The following is a 17,544-nucleotide window of genomic DNA, read 5'->3' on the forward strand; positions in this document are numbered from 1 at the left end:
CTTTAATACGCTCTTTATGACGCACCCCGAAGCGGTGTTCTTCATCGACAATCAGCAGGCCTAAATCTTTAAACTTGACGTCACTTTGCAGCAGTTTGTGCGTACCGATCAGAATATCGATTTTCCCTTCCGCCACTTCCGCAAGGATTTGCGTCTGCTCTTTGGCGCTGCGGAAACGGGAGATCATTTCGATACGTACCGGCCAGTTGGCGAAACGGTCGCGGAAGTTGTCGTAATGCTGCTGCGCGAGAAGGGTGGTAGGCACCAACACCGCCACCTGCTTGTGGTTATCTACTGCCAGGAAAGCGGCGCGCATCGCCACTTCTGTTTTACCAAAGCCAACATCGCCGCACACCAGACGATCCATTGCCAGCGGCTGACACATGTCGCTAAGTACCGCATTAATGGCCTGCGCCTGATCCGGCGTGGTTTCAAACGGGAAGCTGTCGCAGAACAACTGATACTGCTCACGATCGTGTTTAAACGCGAAGCCCTCTTTGGCGGCGCGTTGCGCGTAGATATCCAGCAATTCCGCCGCCACATCACGCACTTTTTCCGCCGCTTTCTGCCGCGCGCGTGACCACGCATCGCCGCCAAGTTTATGCAGCGGGGCGTTTTCTTCCGCGCCACCTGCGTAACGGCTAATCAGATGCAGTGACGACACCGGAACATACAGTTTGGCGTCGTTGGCATAGGTGAGCATCAAATACTCGCCAGTAATGCCGCCCGCTTCGAGCGTGGTCATTCCGGCATAGCGCCCGACACCGTGCTCCAGATGGACCACCGGCTGACCAATATGCAGCTCCGCAAGGTTACGGATCAGTGTATCGGGGTTGATGGTGCGGCGAGAATCCTGACGACGGCGGGCAACACGTTCACCGAGCAGATCGCTTTCGCAGATCAGCGCCAGATTACGCACCTTATCGACAAAACCATGTTCGGCAGCGCCAATCATCAGACAACGCCCACGGTCGCTGGCTTCATCAAGACGCATAATGCGTTGCGGAGCAATTTTAATTCGTGCGAGCAGTTCACCCAGCGCTTCACGGCGACCTTCACTTTCTACCGAGAACACCACCGGACCGTCGAAAGTCTCGAGGAACTTACGCAGCGCATCCAGCGGCGCTTTTTGTTGTGCCTGAACGGCCAGGTCTGGCAGTTTCTGGAAACCTAAATTGGCATTCGCGGCTTTTGTCGGTAAATGTTCAGTTTTTAGCTGCACCCGGGGCCAGTTTTTCAGCTCTGAGAAGAGCTCGTCCACCCGCAGCCAGAGCGATTGTGGTGGCAACAGCGGGCGCATCGGATCGACGCCGCGATTCTCAAAACGCGCCAGCGTGTCAGCCTGGAAACGTTCGGCACTGGTTTCCAGATCGCCAGTATTCACCAGCAAGGTATTGGCAGGGAAATAACTGAACAGCGGCGGCAGTGGTTCGCTGAAGAACAATGGCTGCCAGTACTCGATCCCGGCAGGTAATGTGCCTTTACTCACTTGCTGGTAAATATGTTCCGGATCGCGCTTCACTTCGAAGGTATCGCGCCACTGGCTGCGGAACAGTTCAATTGCCGCTTTATCGGTCGGAAATTCGTGCGCGGGCAGCAGATTGATCGCTTCTACTTCCTCCAGCGTGCGCTGGCTGTCGACGTCAAACACCCGCAGGCTGTCGATTTCATCATCAAAGAAATCAAGACGATAAGGCAGCTCACTCCCCATCGGGAAGAGATCCAGCAACGCGCCGCGCGTGGCGTATTCGCCGTGCTCCATCACCTGGTCAACATGGCGATAACCGGCGCTGTCCAGTTGGGTTCGTAATGCATCTCGTGACAGGCGCTGACCTTTTTTCATCACCAGCGCATGACCGTGGAGAAAACTGTGTGGGCAAACGCGCTGCATAAGCGTATTCACCGGAACAATCAGTACGCCACGCTGCATCGTCGGTAGCTGGTAAAGGGTGGAAAGGCGCGAGGAGATAATGTCCTGATGAGGCGAAAAACTGTCGTAGGGAAGAGTTTCCCAGTCCGCCAGATTCATCACCATCTGATCGGTGAACTGGCTGATTTCATCATGCAAACGCAGAGCATTTTGCATATCTGGTGCAATGAGTACCACCGGACCGGCGTGACGTTCGGCAATTTCCGCTACCAGCGTTGCACAGGCTGCGCCGGTTAACTCGCCCAGCAGACGCTGCTCACCCGCTTTGACGGGCAGCGTATAACGATATTGTTCAGGCATAACGGTTGTCAGATTCTCGTTAGGATATGCCTCAACATATGGGGGCATATCTCTGATAAGCAATGCTGTTCATTATCCGTAATCGACATGGTTTAGCAAATTGAATCGCCCCGGCTGGGGCGATGGTTTAACGAGAGTAACTGACGGCAGCGGGCAGTGAAGGCGGGGAGAACAACAGATCGCTGAATGCACGCTGTGAAAGTTTTCTTACCAGCAAGCCCGCAACAGTACAGATGAACAAACTGACAAAGGGATAAACCAGCAGGAGTGTCAGTTCGACTTGCGGCGACCAGCGTGCTGCGTTCATTTGCGCAAGCAGAGTTAAGCTGAATATTTCAACCAGAATGCGATGGGTGGTGTAGATAGCAATGGTGTTGGAGCCAATCACATTCAGCAGGCTGGTGGAGCGCATACCGAATCGTTGCTTGTATTGATAAAACAGCTTCATGATCACCACAATCGATACCAGCGACAACAGCAGCGAGATAGTAAACAACCAGGCACCGACCGCCAGAACGGTAAGCAAAGAAGCCATCAGCAGATGGCGGCGCAACGGCACCTCTTTAACACAGGTCATTATTGTTGCGCCAAACCATGCGCCAAGGCTGTAATAAAGCAAATTGCGGATCACACTGTTCATTCCCCACCACGGCGTGGGAACGAAATTAACCGCCACACTCAGCAGTACAAACAAGGCGAATAGTGGCAGCGCCAGACGGCTAAAAATTTTACATACCACGAAATAGACAATTAACGCATACAGATACCACAAGCTGGTGCTGGCGGTGATCATCCCGTGCAGGAACTCACCGGTGGAATCGGCATAAGCGGCATTGGAGGCATTGCTTAAATCGCGCTCAGGTGCCAGCCACTGGTTCAGCGCACTTAACGCCAGCCACTGCACCACGCCCCAAAGCGCCAGCACCCAGAAGATGTTCCAGATCCGTTTATCGAGACAATTTCCCCACGGTACGCTGTCGATATAGCGGCGAATCAAATAGCCGGATATAAAGAAAAAAACCGGCATACGAAAGGGGGCAAGGTAAAGATTGAAATAGATCCAGCATTTGCTCAGGACTTCCGATAACGGATGCTGAAAAGTGGTCAGATGCGGATAAAAGGTAATGACCGAGTGATAAATCACCACCAGACAAATACATAACCCTTTGATCTGGTTAATCCATAGCTCTTTTTGTTTCATCAGGACAACACGCTCTTTTTTAATTTACATGCGGTTGATCCTGCGGGTTATGACCCGAGGTGTAATGGGTATCTGTCTGTATTGGATGATTTTTCAGATTAAGATCAGGCGGCAAGATTGATGATAAAACATGGCAATTTAGCCGATTGATTTACGGGGGCTTTTCAGATTAGCCCTGACGATCACTTACAGTTCAGACGTTTACCCATCTTGCTTTCGCTTATATACTCGTGTCTTTGCTACAGCAACCAGACGGATTTCATGTACCAACCTGTCGCTCTATTTATTGGCCTGCGTTACATGCGTGGGCGTGCAGCGGATCGCTTCGGTCGTTTCGTCTCCTGGCTTTCTACCATCGGCATTACCCTCGGGGTGATGGCGCTGGTCACAGTATTGTCAGTGATGAACGGCTTTGAGCGCGAGCTGCAAAACAACATCCTTGGCCTGATGCCACAGGCAATTCTCTCTTCTGAGCATGGCTCTCTTAACCCGCAGCAACTCCCGGAAACGGCAGTCAAACTGGACGGCGTTAATCGCGTCGCACCTATTACTACCGGTGATGTGGTACTGCAAAGCGCGCGCAGCGTGGCGGTCGGGGTGATGCTCGGTATCGACCCGGCGCAAAAAGATCCACTTACACCGTATCTGGTCAATGTGAAACAAACTGACCTCGAGCCGGGGAAATATAATGTCATCCTCGGCGAACAACTTGCCTCACAGCTAGGCGTTAATCGCGGTGATCAAATCCGCGTGATGGTACCATCTGCCAGCCAGTTCACGCCGATGGGGCGTATTCCAAGCCAGCGCCTGTTCAATGTGATTGGCACTTTCGCCGCCAACAGTGAAGTCGATGGCTATGAAATGCTGGTGAATATTGAGGATGCCTCGCGTCTGATGCGTTATCCGGCAGGCAATATTACCGGCTGGCGTTTGTGGCTGGATGAGCCGCTGAAAGTTGACTCTTTAAGTCAGCAAAAACTGCCTGAAGGCAGCAAATGGCAGGACTGGCGTGACCGTAAAGGCGAGCTGTTCCAGGCCGTACGCATGGAAAAAAATATGATGGGCTTGCTGCTGAGCCTGATTGTCGCCGTTGCGGCGTTTAACATTATTACCTCACTAGGGCTGATGGTAATGGAGAAGCAGGGCGAAGTCGCGATCCTGCAAACGCAAGGCTTAACTCCGCGACAAATCATGATGGTCTTTATGGTGCAAGGGGCCAGCGCCGGGATTATCGGTGCGATCCTCGGTGCGGCGCTTGGCGCACTGCTTGCCAGCCAGTTAAATAATCTGATGCCGATAATCGGCGTCCTGCTTGATGGCGCGGCGCTGCCGGTGGCTATCGAACCTTTACAGGTCATTGTTATTGCGCTGGTGGCGATGGCTATCGCGCTGCTGTCTACGCTTTACCCTTCATGGCGCGCTGCCGCCACACAACCCGCTGAGGCTTTACGTTATGAATAAGATCCTGTTGCAATGCGACAACCTGTGCAAACGCTATCAGGAAGGCAGTGTGCAAACCGATGTACTGCACAATGTCAGTTTCAGCGTGGGCGAAGGTGAAATGATGGCGATCGTCGGTAGCTCTGGTTCCGGTAAAAGTACCTTGCTGCACCTGCTGGGCGGGCTGGATACACCAACCTCCGGCGATGTGATCTTTAACGGTCAACCGATGAGCAAACTGTCTTCGGCGGCGAAAGCAGAACTGCGCAACCAGAAGCTGGGCTTTATTTATCAGTTTCACCACCTGCTGCCGGATTTTACTGCCCTGGAAAACGTGGCTATGCCACTGCTGATTGGCAAGAAAAAGCCCGCTGAAATCAACAGCCGTGCGCTGGAGATGTTAAAAGCGGTGGGGCTGGAGCATCGTGCGAATCACCGCCCATCTGAACTTTCTGGCGGCGAACGCCAGCGTGTGGCGATTGCCCGTGCGCTGGTCAATAATCCGCGTCTGGTACTTGCGGATGAGCCTACCGGTAACCTCGATGCGCGTAACGCCGACAGCATCTTCCAGTTGCTTGGGGAATTGAATCGCTTGCAGGGCACCGCCTTCCTGGTGGTTACTCACGACCTGCAACTGGCGAAACGTATGAGCCGCCAATTGGAAATGCGTGATGGACGTCTGACGGCGGAACTGAGCCTGATGGGGGCGGAGTAATGGCGATGCCTTTATCGTTATTGATTGGCCTGCGTTTTAGTCGCGGACGGCGGCGCGGCGGCATGGTGTCGCTGATCTCCGTTATTTCTACCATTGGCATTGCCCTCGGCGTGGCGGTATTGATCGTCGGCTTAAGCGCGATGAACGGCTTTGAACGCGAACTGAATAACCGTATTCTGGCGGTGGTGCCGCATGGTGAAATTGAGGCGGTAAATCAGCCATGGACTAACTGGCAGGAAGCACTGGATAACGTGCAAAAAGTGCCGGGTATTGCCGCTGCTGCGCCGTATATCAATTTCACCGGACTGGTAGAAAGTGGTGCCAATCTGCGCGCAATTCAGGTGAAGGGCGTTAACCCGCAACAGGAACAGCGTCTGAGCGCATTACCCTCGTTTGTTCAGGGGGATGCCTGGCGCAATTTTAAAGCGGGCGAACAGCAAATTATCATCGGCAAAGGCGTGGCGGATGCGCTGAAAGTGAAGCAGGGCGATTGGGTGTCGATCATGATCCCCAACTCGAATCCCGAGCATAAACTGATGCAGCCAAAACGTGTGCGTTTGCACATTGCCGGTATTTTGCAGTTGAGTGGTCAACTCGATCACAGTTTTGCCATGATCCCGCTGGCGGATGCCCAACAATATCTTGATATGGGTTCCAGCGTGTCAGGTATTGCCCTTAAAATGACGGATGTTTTCAACGCCAATAAGCTGGTACGCGATGCGGGTGAAGTGACCAACAGCTATGTTTATATTAAAAGTTGGATTGGTACTTACGGCTATATGTATCGCGATATCCAGATGATCCGCGCCATTATGTATCTGGCGATGGTACTGGTGATTGGCGTGGCCTGTTTCAACATCGTCTCCACCTTAGTGATGGCGGTGAAAGACAAGAGTGGCGATATCGCAGTATTAAGAACGCTGGGGGCGAAAGATGGTTTAATTCGCGCCATCTTTGTCTGGTATGGATTGCTGGCAGGGCTGTTCGGCAGCCTGTGTGGGGTGATTATCGGTGTGGTGGTTTCACTGCAACTTACCCCGATTATTGAGTGGATTGAAAAGTTGATCGGTCATCAGTTCCTCTCCAGCGATATCTATTTTATTGATTTCCTGCCATCGGAATTGCACTGGCTGGACGTCTTCTACGTACTGGTCACAGCATTGTTGCTGAGTCTTTTGGCAAGTTGGTATCCGGCGCGGCGCGCCAGTAATATTGACCCTGCGCGAGTCCTTAGCGGCCAGTAAAGGCAGTACATTAAAACAAGGAGCGGCAATGTATTACGGGTTTGATATTGGTGGAACAAAAATTGCGCTTGGCGTGTTTGATAGCGGTCGGCAGTTGCAGTGGGAAAAGCGGGTGCCGACACCGCGTGACAGCTATGACGCATTTTTAGATGCAGTGTGTGAGCTGGTAGCTGAAGCTGACCAACGTTTTGGCTGTAAAGGTTCTGTCGGCATCGGTATTCCGGGAATGCCGGAAACAGAAGATGGTACGCTGTATGCCGCCAATGTCCCCGCTGCCAGCGGTAAACCGCTGCGTGCCGACCTGAGCGCACGTCTTGATCGCGATGTACGCCTTGATAACGATGCCAACTGTTTTGCCCTTTCAGAAGCCTGGGATGATGAATTTACTCAATATCCACTGGTGATGGGGTTGATTCTCGGCACCGGCGTTGGCGGCGGGCTGATTTTCAACGGCAAACCGATTACCGGTAAAAGCTACATTACCGGCGAGTTTGGCCATATGCGTCTGCCGGTTGATGCGTTAACCATGATGGGGTTGGATTTCCCGTTACGCCGCTGCGGCTGTGGTCAGCATGGCTGCATTGAAAATTATCTGTCTGGTCGCGGTTTTGCGTGGCTGTATCAACACTATTATCATCAACCGTTGCAGGCTCCCGAAATTATTGCGCTTTATGATCAAGGCGATGAGCAGGCAAGGGCGCACGTTGAGCGTTATCTGGATTTATTAGCGGTTTGTCTGGGAAATATCCTGACCATTGTTGACCCTGACCTGGTCGTCATTGGTGGTGGCTTATCGAATTTCCCGGCAATCACAACGCAACTGGCGGACAGGCTGCCTCGTCATCTCTTACCTGTAGCTCGTGTTCCGCGCATTGAACGCGCGCGCCACGGTGATGCGGGAGGAATGCGTGGTGCGGCCTTCCTACATCTAACCGATTAAACAACAGAGGTTGCTATGCTGTCGCGTCGGGGTCATCGGTTAAGTCGTTTTCGTAAAAATAAACGCCGCCTGCGCGAGCGTTTGCGTCAGCGTATTTTTTTCAGAGATAAAGTGGTGCCGGAAGCAATGGAAAAACCAAGAGTACTCGTACTGACAGGGGCAGGGATTTCTGCGGAATCAGGTATTCGTACCTTTCGCGCCGCAGATGGCCTGTGGGAAGAACATCGGGTTGAAGATGTGGCAACGCCGGAAGGTTTCGATCGCGATCCTGAACTGGTGCAAGCGTTTTATAACGCCCGTCGTCGACAGCTGCAGCAGCCAGAAATTCAGCCTAACGCCGCGCATCTTGCGCTGGCTAAACTGCAAGACGCCCTCGGCGATCGCTTTTTGCTGGTAACGCAGAATATAGACAACCTGCATGAACGCGCAGGTAATACCAATGTCATTCATATGCATGGGGAATTGCTGAAAGTTCGTTGTTCGCAAAGTGGTCAGGTTCTCGACTGGACCGGAGACGTTACGCCAGAAGATAAATGCCATTGTTGCCAGTTCCCGGCACCCTTGCGCCCGCACGTCGTTTGGTTTGGCGAAATGCCACTCGGCATGGATGAAATTTATATGGCGTTGTCGATGGCTGATATTTTCATTGCCATTGGTACTTCCGGGCATGTTTATCCGGCGGCTGGGTTTGTTCACGAAGCGAAACTGCATGGCGCGCACACCGTGGAACTGAATCTCGAACCAAGTCAGGTCGGTAATGAATTTGCCGAGAAATATTACGGCCCGGCAAGCCAGGTGGTGCCTGAGTTTGTTGAAAAGTTGCTGAAGGGATTATAAAGCAGGAAGCATTGCCTGATGCGCTACGCTTATCAGGCCTACAAGGGGACGCAATTAATTGAATTTGCGGGTTTTGTGGGCCGGATAAGGCGTTCGCGCCCCATCCGGCATAATACACGCGCACTTTTCCGGCCTCTTTTATCGTTTACTCGTCAATAACAATGCGGCAATAAACGTACAGACACCAATTAGCCCTGCCCAGAGTGGCGATATTCTGGTAATCGCAAAGCTATTATCGATATACAAACATAAAGCCTGATAACCCATATTGGCAATAGTCATCGCCACTGCAAATTTTAACGCATAAATAAAACGAGTCGTGTAGCAAAAGATCCAGGAAAATAAGATAAACGTCGCAGCCCAGGCGATAAAACCTAATGTGTTGGTGCTGCCGGGGGGAGCATTTTCATGCTGTTGTCCTGGATGCGGATAATACGTCAGTGGCGGCGTCGGTTGTTTTAATATCTGTGCTTGTAGAACAGCCAATGCATTATTGATTCCCTGATACCAGAGATCTGCATTTAAATAAGCCAGCGTGTGATTTTCTATCAGAAGGCCGAGATGTTTATCGTCCAGACCACTTTCAACCTGGCCGTTGGTGATCATAATTAACCGTGGTTCGCAGGTAGTAAATAGTAACAGAACACTTCCTTTTACATTACTCAATGAAGATGACGCATGCGCCAGCATCGCTTTACCATTTTGTCTGAGACTGGCTTCATTATTAATGTCGGGTAAAATCACAATAAACGGTGCAATTCCCGTTTGTTGGCGAAAAAGCTCGGCTTTACGTGCGATCTCTTCAGCATCCGGTACAGTACCGGTAACATCCGTAAAAAGTGTCTTCATTATTGGAATCAATGGTTTACTGGTTGCTACCAGAGGCAGGAGTATCAGTAAACTGAGCAGTATAATGAATTTTTTCATGGGCGGGACTTCCGTTTCCTGCGAGATTTTTTGGTGGAGGGGAGCGTGATTATCAGACCGACACTACCGAAAATAATGCCTGCTATGCCAACAAAGCCCCATTTAAAAAAATTAACCCAGGGATTGTTTATTTCGGCTTGTTCTGGATGCCCTGGCGGATAATAGACATTGACTCTGTCACCTTCGCTATCTTCATAAAAATCACTACCGATATTCGAATTGAAAATTAGCGTGTAATCTGGCGTAGGGCGAAAGGCAACCACTGGATACCAGGAACCATTATCATCGACGTCGTTTGAGTGATTGTTGTACCAAACGGCATCAACAATGATTCCTTCTGTATGAACCGCGCTTTTGGTAAAAGTAAAATGGTAATAAAAGATGATTGCAGAAATAACGAGCAATATCAGACCGATACCGAGAAAAGCGCGGGATAAAACTTTACTGTCCTGACTCATTAGCCACATCCTTGCTAACTAAAAAACGGGCGGTAATACCACCGCCCGTTTGCTGAATTAACGTCCTGCTTTCAGCTTCTGATAATACTCTTCATAAATGCTGCTGGCTGCGCCAACGTCATTCTGCCATTCACCATTTTTAATGGTTTCAGCATCCGGGTAGAGCGTTTTATCGTTCGCCACTTCCGGGCTTAACAGCTTACGCGCCGCAAGGTTTGGCGTTGGATAACCGATAGTTTCGGCAACCTGTTTTGCCACATCCGGGCGCAGCAGGAAGTTGATCAATTTCAGCGCGCCTTCTTTGTTTTTGGCATTTGCCGGGATCGCCAGGCTGTCCATCCAGAAAATGCCGCCTTCTTTCGGCCACACCACGTCAATTGGCGTACCCGCCTGGCGTGCAACGAAAGCAGAGCCGTTCCAGATCATGCCGAGGTTAACTTCGCCTTCCATGTACGGGTTAGCCGGGTTATCGGAGTTAAACGCTGCGACGTTTGGCATCAGTTTTTTCAGCTCGTTATATGCAGCTTCAATCTCTTTCGGATCGGTAGTGTTACCGGAGTAGCCCAGTTTGCGCAGCGCCATCTGGAACACTTCACGGGCATCGTCGGTCAGCAGCAGGCTACCTTTGTACTCAGGCTTCCACAGATCGGCCCAGCTGGTAACGGATTTCGGATCTACCGCATCACCGTTAACGCCAATCGCCGTCGCCCCCCAGATATACGGAATGGAGTAGTCGTTATTCGGGTCAAACGGCTTGTTGAGCATGTCTGGATCGAGGTTGCTGAAATTGCTTAACTTCGACTTGTCGATCTTCTGGATCATCCCTTCTTTACGCATTTTATCGACGTAATAGGTTGAAGGAACCACCAGGTCGTAGGCACCGTCTTTGTACGTTTTCAACTTGGCGTACATGGTTTCGTTCGACTCGTAAGTCGAATAGATAACCTTAATACCGGTTTCTTTGGTGAACTGTTCAAGCAGTCCTGGCGGCACGTACTCGGTCCAGTTGTAGAAATACAGCGTATTGTTGTCATCGGCGTGAGCGGCGCTCATGCCCAGTGCCAGAGCACCCGCCGCGAGCAGGTGGCGTGACCATTTTTTCATTTAACGTCCCCTGTGTTACCTTTCGTTTTATCACGAGCAATAAGCTGGCTGGCAATTACCATCACCAGCGACAGCACCAGTAATATGGTTGCCAGCGCGTTAACTTCCGGCGATACGCCGACTTTGACCATCGAATAAATTTTTAACGGCAGAATTTCATAGCTTGGTCCGGTGACGAACGAAGAAACTACTACATCGTCCATCGACAGGGTAAAGCTTAACACCCAGCCCGCCGCCACCGCAGGCATTGCCAGTGGCAGAATGATTTTTCGCAGAATGGTAAATTCACTGGCACCGAGATCTTTCGCCGCTTCCAGCATCCGCACGTCAAAACCTTTCAGGCGCGAATACACCGTCACCACCACAAACGGCAGGCAGAAGGTGATATGCGAGAACAGCAGCGACCAGAAGCCAAGCTGAATACCCAGCAGCATAAACAGCACCAGCAGAGAAATCGCCATCACAATATCTGGCGACATCATCACCACAAACAGCATTCCGCTAACGAACGGCTTACCGCGAAAGCGATAACGGTACAGCGCAACTGCCGTCAGTGAACCGATAAGCGTAGCAAACGTCGCCGAAAACACCGCCATTGTTAGTGAATGCTGCGCTGCCTGTAACAGGCTGTCGTTGTTCATCAGCAGGCTATACCATTTGGTGGTAAAACCCTGCCAGTTGATGCCAAAGCGCGAGCTGTTAAAGGAGTTCACAATCAAAATAATGATTGGGATATACAGGTACGCGTAGATAGCGGTCATAAAACCGCCGCGAAGCAGTCGACCGATCATTCGAGTTCCACCTTTTTATTCAGCAGACGAGAAGCGCGCCAGTAAACCAGCAACATCAGGCCCATTACGATAGTCAGCGTAATGCTGGTGGCTGCACCAAATGGCCAGTCACGAATATTGAGGAACTGTACCTTGATGACGTTACCGATCAGCAGGTTTTTCGCACCGCCCATCAGGTCGGATACATAGAACAGGCCCATCGCTGGCAGCATCACCAGCAGACATCCGGCAATAATCCCCGGCATCGTCAGTGGAATAATGATACGGATAAAAGTCTGTAACTTGCTGGCACCGAGATCGCGCGCCGCCTCAAGCAACGGCTTATCCAGTTTTTCGATACTGGAGTACAGCGGCATCACCATAAACGGCAGCAGAATGTAAACCAGACCGATAATCACCGCACTGGGCGTGAACATGATACGGATTGGTGTGTCGATAACGCCCAGCCAGAGCAAAAACTCGTTGAGATAGCCTTTGGTGCTGAGGAAAATTTTCAGCCCGTAGATACGAATCAATGAGTTGGTCCAGAAGGGAACAATCAGCAGAAACAGCAGCAGCGGACGCACCTTGTGTGGCAGCTTCGCCAGAAACCAGGCAAACGGGTAGCCCAGCACCAGGCAGGCGAGGGTGGCGATCAGCGCCATATTCAGCGAGTGCAATAGCACTTCAAAATAGAGCGGATCGAGCAGACGCGTGTAGTTATCCAGCGTAAAGACCATTTTTACGAAACTGGCGTCGTCGCGGGTCAAAAAGCTGGTGCCAATGATCATCAGGTTGGGCAGAAAGACAAACAACACAAGCCAACCGACAATAGTGACAATCACTACATTCTGGAACTTACTTGTGTTCTTCATCAGCCAGTACGACCTCCCAGCTTTCTACCCAATTAATGGCCATTTTTTGGTCGAGAGAGTGGTCAAAGTCAGGATCGTCTTCATTGAAGAATTCGCTGACCATCACCATCTTGCCATTTTCCAGTTCAACAACCGACTCCAGCGTCATGCCTTTGTAGTTACGCTCACGAACGTAACCAATCAGCCCTTCAGCGTGGTTGTCGTCGTTAATCTCTTCAACACGTAAGTCTTCCGGGCGCAGCAGAACATGCAGTTTTTGCCCCGGTTCAACGGCGAAGTTAACGTAGATATTACATTCGCGGCCTTCAACGTTGGCGCGTACGCGCTGCTCGTCTAGACGTTCGATGACAGTGGCGTTAAACATATTGATTTCGCCAATGAAGCCGGCAACAAACAGGTTTTTCGGCTCTTCGTAAATTTCGCGCGGTGTACCATCTTGCTCAATACGACCCTCGCGCATCACCACAATCCTGTCTGACATGGTGAGCGCTTCTTCCTGATCGTGAGTGACAAAGACGAAGGTAATACCAAGCTTACGCTGTAACGCTTTCAGCTCGTTCTGCATTTGCTTACGCAGTTTGTAATCCAGCGCTGAGAGCGACTCATCCAGCAACAACAGACGAGGCTTGTTAACCACCGCGCGAGCAATGGCGACGCGTTGCTGTTGACCACCAGAGAGCTGATGCGGTTTACGTTGAGCGAAGGTTTCCAGTTGCACCATCCGCAGGGCTTCCATCACGCGGGGCGTAATTTCAGCAGCGGGGGTTTTTTGCATGCGCAACCCAAAGGCCACATTTTCGAACACGGTCATGTGGGGGAAAAGTGCGTAGCTTTGGAAAACAGTGTTCACATAGCGGTTTTCCGCCGGAACGTGGGTGATGTCCTCGTTATCCAGCATGATGCGTCCGGAATCAACAGTTTCCAGACCTGCAATCAGGCGAAGAACGGTTGTTTTACCGCAGCCAGAAGGGCCAAGCAGCGTGAGGAACTCGCCATTGTTGATAGTCAGATCCAGCTGGGGAATGACCTCTTTACCATCAAAGCATTTGCGAATTCCCGCCAATTGCACCAGCGGTGAAAGCGAACTCGGTTGTTTATTCAATTTTTTACTCTGTCCCATGTAAACGCAACGGATGGCTTACCGATGCGGGGTTTGTGGTTAACCACCTTGGTGACTCTTAATGAGGGCGGTAATTCTACGGCAAACCGCTTGAATCGCCAATCTTTGTTGTGAATTACTGGCTTAGCTTTATATTCATTAAGGTAATGCTGATAAATATTCCCGCTTGCAGGGGTAAAAGTGACCTGACGCAATATTTGTCTTTTCTTGCTTCTTAATAATGTTGTCACAAAAAGTGAGGGTGACTACATGGATAAACTACTTGAGCGATTTTTGAACTACGTGTCTCTGGATACCCAATCAAAAGCAGGGGTGAGACAGGTTCCCAGCACGGAAGGCCAATGGAAGTTATTGCATCTGCTGAAAGAGCAGCTCGAAGAAATGGGGCTTATCAATGTGACCTTAAGTGAGAAGGGCACTTTGATGGCGACGTTACCGGCTAACGTCCCTGGCGATATCCCGGCGATTGGCTTTATTTCTCATGTGGATACCTCACCGGATTGCAGCGGCAAAAATGTTAATCCGCAAATTGTTGAAAGCTATCGCGGTGGCGATATTGCGCTGGGTATCGGCGATGAAGTTTTATCACCGGTTATGTTCCCGGTGCTGCATCAGCTACTGGGTCAGACGTTGATTACCACCGATGGTAAAACCTTGTTAGGTGCCGATGACAAAGCCGGTATTGCAGAAATCATGACCGCGCTGGCGGTATTGCAACAGAAAAACATTCCGCATGGTGATATTCGCGTCGCCTTTACCCCGGATGAAGAAGTGGGCAAAGGGGCGAAACATTTTGATGTTGATGCCTTCGATGCCCGCTGGGCTTACACTGTTGACGGTGGTGGCGTAGGCGAACTGGAGTTTGAAAACTTCAACGCCGCATCGGTCAATATCAAAATTGTCGGTAACAATGTTCATCCGGGCACGGCGAAAGGAGTGATGGTAAATGCGCTGTCGCTGGCGGCACGTATTCATGCGGAAGTTCCGGCGGATGAAAGCCCGGAAATGACAGAAGGCTATGAAGGTTTCTATCACCTGGCGAGCATGAAAGGCACCGTTGACCGAGCCGATATGCACTACATCATCCGTGATTTCGACCGTAAACAGTTTGAAGCGCGTAAACGTAAAATGATGGAGATCGCCAAAAAAGTGGGCAAAGGGTTACATCCTGATTGCTACATTGAACTGGTGATTGAAGACAGTTACTACAATATGCGCGAGAAAGTGGTTGAGCATCCGCATATTCTCGATATCGCCCAGCAGGCGATGCGTGACTGCGATATTGAACCGGAACTGAAACCGATCCGCGGCGGTACCGACGGCGCGCAGTTGTCGTTTATGGGATTACCGTGCCCGAACCTGTTCACTGGCGGTTACAACTATCATGGTAAGCATGAGTTTGTGACTCTGGAAGGTATGGAAAAAGCGGTGCAGGTGATCGTCCGTATTGCCGAGTTAACGGCGCAACGGAAGTAAGCGAAAAGGGATGCGGCATGTGATGCCGCATCCGGCTTAAACCCAAACTTACCCTTCGAAGAACCAGTATCCGCTATTGACCAGCGCCGCGAGCATCGCGAGGAATGACGGATCTTCCAGCGCATCGCCAAAATTCTCCGCGGTCAGCGCAATGTTGCTGGCGAGTGCATCCAGTGCCGGACGGTGCGGGGAATCGATCTTCTCACCATTGGCATACACGTCGTCGCCAATGCGCAATACTCGCAGACCACCCAGGCGCACCAGCACATCACCTTGTTTCAGCGCATCGTAGATTTCATCTGGCTGATAAGGCGGTTCCGGCGGCGCGATATCCAGTTCATGACGTGACTGGGATATAAACTCGCCAAACCATTGCTTAAAGTGTTCCGGCTGGTTGATCAATTCGAGCATCATCTCACGCAGTTTATCCATTTCTTGCGGCAGAACGTCCGCAGGATGAGCGCGAGGTGGAACATCCGGATCGCTGTAGTAGTTGCCGCCCAGTTCACGTTGCAGCACATAATCGGCAAATCCGCTAATTAATTCCCGCGTATTTGGCGCGCGAAAACCCACGGAATAGTTCATCGCATTTTCCAGCGCGTAGCCTTCATGCGGGAATCCTGGCGGAATATAAAGAATATCGCCAGGCTCCAGCTCTTCATCGATGATGGCTTCGAACGGATCGACCTGTAACAGATCCGGGTGTGGGCAGTGCTGTTTCATTTGCAGCTTTTCGCCCACTCGCCAGCGACGGCGTCCGGTACCCTGAATGATAAACACGTCGTACTGATCGAGATGCGGGCCGACGCCGCCGCCAGGTACAGAAAAAGAGATCATCAGATCATCAATACGCCAGTCCGGTAGTTCACGGAACGGTCGCATCAGCGCGGCGGTCGGCTCATGCCAGTGATTTACTGCTTGCACTAACAATGACCAGTTAGTTTCACCGAGATGATCGTAGCTTTCGAACGGACCGTGGCTGACCTGCCATTTGCCATCCTGGTGACTGACCAGTCGACTGTCGACTTCGCTTTCCATCGCCAGACCCGCCAACTCGTCTGGAGAGATCGGGTCAATAAAATTATTAAAGCCGCGTTTTAACACCACCGGGCGTTTCTGCCAGTGACGTTCAAGAAAATCGGGCCAGTTAAGAGTGAGTTGGTATTCCATGTTAAGCATCCACAGGCTGGTATCTGCAACCGATTATAACGGATGCTTAACGTAATGCGTGAAGTATGGACATATTTATTCATCTTTCGGCGCAGAATGCTGGCGACCAAAAATCACCTCCATCCGCGCACCGCCCAGCATGCTCTCTCCGGCGACGATTTTACCCTCATATTGCTCGGTGATTTCGCGGGCTACCGCCAGCCCTACACCTTGCCCAGGGCGTAAAGTATCAACCCGTTGACCACGGTCGAAAATGACCTCTCGCTTGCTTAATGGAATACCGGGTCCATCATCCTCGACCACAATATAGAGATGCTCGTCGGTTTGCCTTGCAGAAATTTCGACAAACTCGAGGCAATATTTACAGGCATTATCCAGCACATTGCCCATCACCTCGACAAAATCGTTCTGCTCACCGACAAAGCTGATCTCTGGCGAAATATCGAGAGAGATATTGACCCCTTTGCGTTGATACACTTTGTTCAGCGCTGAGGTGAGATTGTCCAGCAGTGGGGCGACCGGATGCAGCTCGCGGCTGAGCAATGTCCCGCCGCGCATACTGGCACGATGCAGGTAGTAGCCAATTTGCTGTGAAATGCGGCTGATTTGCTCCAGCATTACCGGCTCAGCATCACTGACGCTCATCTTTTCACTACGCAGAGAACGCAGCGTACTTTGCAGCACCGCCAGTGGCGTTTTCAGACTATGGGTCAGGTCGGTGAGCGTCGTACGGTATTTGTCGTAACGTTCGCGTTCACTTTTTAACAATCGGTTCAGGTTTCGTACCAGACTGGTCAGTTCTCGCGTTGTGGCTGGATTGAGCAATTCGCGGTTATGTTCTTCCAGTTCGCGGACTTCTTTTGCCAGGGCTTCGATGGGGCGTAAACTCCACCAGGCGGCGACCCACAGCAGCGGGATCACTAACAGCAGATTGGCTGAGAGCACATAGATAAACCAGCTCCAGACCATATAGGAACTTTTTAGCTCCACCGGAATGGTATCCACCACCACAAAGGTTAATTTTGGCATCCGCGATG

Annotated in this window: 16 protein-coding genes; 6 read left to right on the forward strand and 10 right to left on the reverse strand. The window is 51.2% G+C overall.

Annotated elements, in window-relative coordinates:
• Together mfd and QZF50_RS17320 are read right to left on the reverse strand one after the other, a co-directional pair.
• Positions 1 to 2,230, reverse strand: a 2,230-nt coding sequence (gene mfd, locus QZF50_RS17315; protein ID WP_290388931.1) for a transcription-repair coupling factor, incomplete at its 3' end; no start/stop codon positions are given.
• 127 nt (positions 2,231 to 2,357) lie between these two features.
• Positions 2,358 to 3,431 carry an acyltransferase family protein gene (locus QZF50_RS17320; RefSeq protein ID WP_061892249.1) on the reverse strand — a complete coding sequence of 358 codons (1,074 nt, stop codon included), beginning with the start codon at positions 3,429 to 3,431 and terminating at the stop codon, positions 2,358 to 2,360.
• Positions 3,432 to 3,692: 261 nt separating this feature from the next.
• Between QZF50_RS17320 and lolC the strand changes: the two genes are divergently transcribed.
• Genes lolC through cobB form a run of 5 tightly spaced genes read left to right on the forward strand, consistent with a single transcriptional unit; the run spans position 3,693 to position 8,607 of the window.
• Positions 3,693 to 4,892, forward strand: a complete 1,200-nt coding sequence (lolC, locus tag QZF50_RS17325) for a lipoprotein-releasing ABC transporter permease subunit LolC (RefSeq protein ID WP_000284714.1) — start codon at positions 3,693 to 3,695, stop codon at positions 4,890 to 4,892.
• Positions 4,885 to 5,586 carry a lipoprotein-releasing ABC transporter ATP-binding protein LolD gene (lolD, locus tag QZF50_RS17330; RefSeq protein ID WP_001033695.1) on the forward strand — a complete coding sequence of 234 codons (702 nt, stop codon included), beginning with the start codon at positions 4,885 to 4,887 and terminating at the stop codon, positions 5,584 to 5,586. Before lolC ends, lolD begins: the two co-directional genes overlap by 8 nt.
• Positions 5,586 to 6,830 carry a lipoprotein-releasing ABC transporter permease subunit LolE gene (lolE, locus tag QZF50_RS17335; RefSeq protein WP_001251389.1) on the forward strand — a complete coding sequence of 415 codons (1,245 nt, stop codon included), beginning with the start codon at positions 5,586 to 5,588 and terminating at the stop codon, positions 6,828 to 6,830. Before lolD ends, lolE begins: the two co-directional genes overlap by 1 nt.
• A 28-nt stretch (positions 6,831 to 6,858) precedes the next feature.
• Complete coding sequence (gene nagK / locus QZF50_RS17340; RefSeq protein WP_000291270.1) at positions 6,859 to 7,770, forward strand: N-acetylglucosamine kinase; 912 nt, start codon at positions 6,859 to 6,861, stop codon at positions 7,768 to 7,770.
• Positions 7,771 to 7,785: 15 nt separating this feature from the next.
• Positions 7,786 to 8,607, forward strand: coding sequence for a Sir2 family NAD+-dependent deacetylase (gene cobB / locus QZF50_RS17345; RefSeq protein ID WP_000952736.1), 822 nt, complete (start codon positions 7,786 to 7,788; stop codon positions 8,605 to 8,607).
• 138 nt (positions 8,608 to 8,745) lie between these two features.
• Here the strand turns inward: cobB and QZF50_RS17350 are convergent, their stop codons facing one another.
• Genes QZF50_RS17350 through potA form a run of 6 tightly spaced genes read right to left on the reverse strand, consistent with a single transcriptional unit; the run spans position 8,746 to position 13,861 of the window.
• Entirely contained in the window at positions 8,746 to 9,534 is a 789-nt protein-coding gene (locus QZF50_RS17350) for a TPM domain-containing protein (RefSeq protein WP_032274117.1), read from the reverse strand.
• Positions 9,531 to 9,992 carry a DUF3592 domain-containing protein gene (locus tag QZF50_RS17355; RefSeq protein ID WP_000076381.1) on the reverse strand — a complete coding sequence of 154 codons (462 nt, stop codon included), beginning with the start codon at positions 9,990 to 9,992 and terminating at the stop codon, positions 9,531 to 9,533. The genes QZF50_RS17350 and QZF50_RS17355 overlap by 4 nt, the downstream gene beginning before the upstream one ends.
• Before the next feature lie 57 nt (positions 9,993 to 10,049).
• The gene (gene potD / locus QZF50_RS17360; protein WP_000759309.1) at positions 10,050 to 11,096 is read right to left on the reverse strand and encodes a spermidine/putrescine ABC transporter substrate-binding protein PotD; all 1,047 of its coding nucleotides are present in this window, start codon (positions 11,094 to 11,096) and stop codon (positions 10,050 to 10,052) included.
• A complete protein-coding gene (potC, locus tag QZF50_RS17365) occupies positions 11,093 to 11,887 on the reverse strand; it encodes a spermidine/putrescine ABC transporter permease PotC (protein WP_000580316.1) in 795 nt (264 codons plus the stop codon). The genes potD and potC overlap by 4 nt, the downstream gene beginning before the upstream one ends.
• Positions 11,884 to 12,741, reverse strand: coding sequence for a spermidine/putrescine ABC transporter permease PotB (gene potB / locus QZF50_RS17370; RefSeq protein WP_000799401.1), 858 nt, complete (start codon positions 12,739 to 12,741; stop codon positions 11,884 to 11,886). Before potB ends, potC begins: the two co-directional genes overlap by 4 nt.
• The gene (gene potA, locus QZF50_RS17375) at positions 12,725 to 13,861 is read right to left on the reverse strand and encodes a spermidine/putrescine ABC transporter ATP-binding protein PotA (protein ID WP_000531601.1); all 1,137 of its coding nucleotides are present in this window, start codon (positions 13,859 to 13,861) and stop codon (positions 12,725 to 12,727) included. The genes potB and potA overlap by 17 nt, the downstream gene beginning before the upstream one ends.
• 249 nt (positions 13,862 to 14,110) lie before the next feature.
• Here potA and pepT point away from each other — a divergent pair, with 249 nt between their 5' ends.
• Complete coding sequence (gene pepT / locus QZF50_RS17380) at positions 14,111 to 15,337, forward strand: peptidase T (protein ID WP_000359457.1); 1,227 nt, start codon at positions 14,111 to 14,113, stop codon at positions 15,335 to 15,337.
• A 48-nt stretch (positions 15,338 to 15,385) separates the two neighbouring features.
• On the opposite strand, the gene roxA is transcribed toward pepT, so the two are convergent.
• Positions 15,386 to 16,507 (reverse strand): [50S ribosomal protein L16]-arginine 3-hydroxylase, encoded by a 1,122-nt coding sequence (roxA, locus tag QZF50_RS17385; RefSeq protein WP_001295435.1) that lies wholly within the window; start codon positions 16,505 to 16,507, stop codon positions 15,386 to 15,388.
• A 75-nt stretch (positions 16,508 to 16,582) separates the two neighbouring features.
• Positions 16,583 to 17,544: two-component system sensor histidine kinase PhoQ (phoQ, locus tag QZF50_RS17390; protein ID WP_290388932.1), on the reverse strand; the 962-nt coding region annotated here is incomplete at its 5' end.

Origin of the sequence: uncultured Escherichia sp. (assembly GCF_948475835.1) — a bacterium.
GTDB lineage: Bacteria > Pseudomonadota > Gammaproteobacteria > Enterobacterales > Enterobacteriaceae > ECMA0423.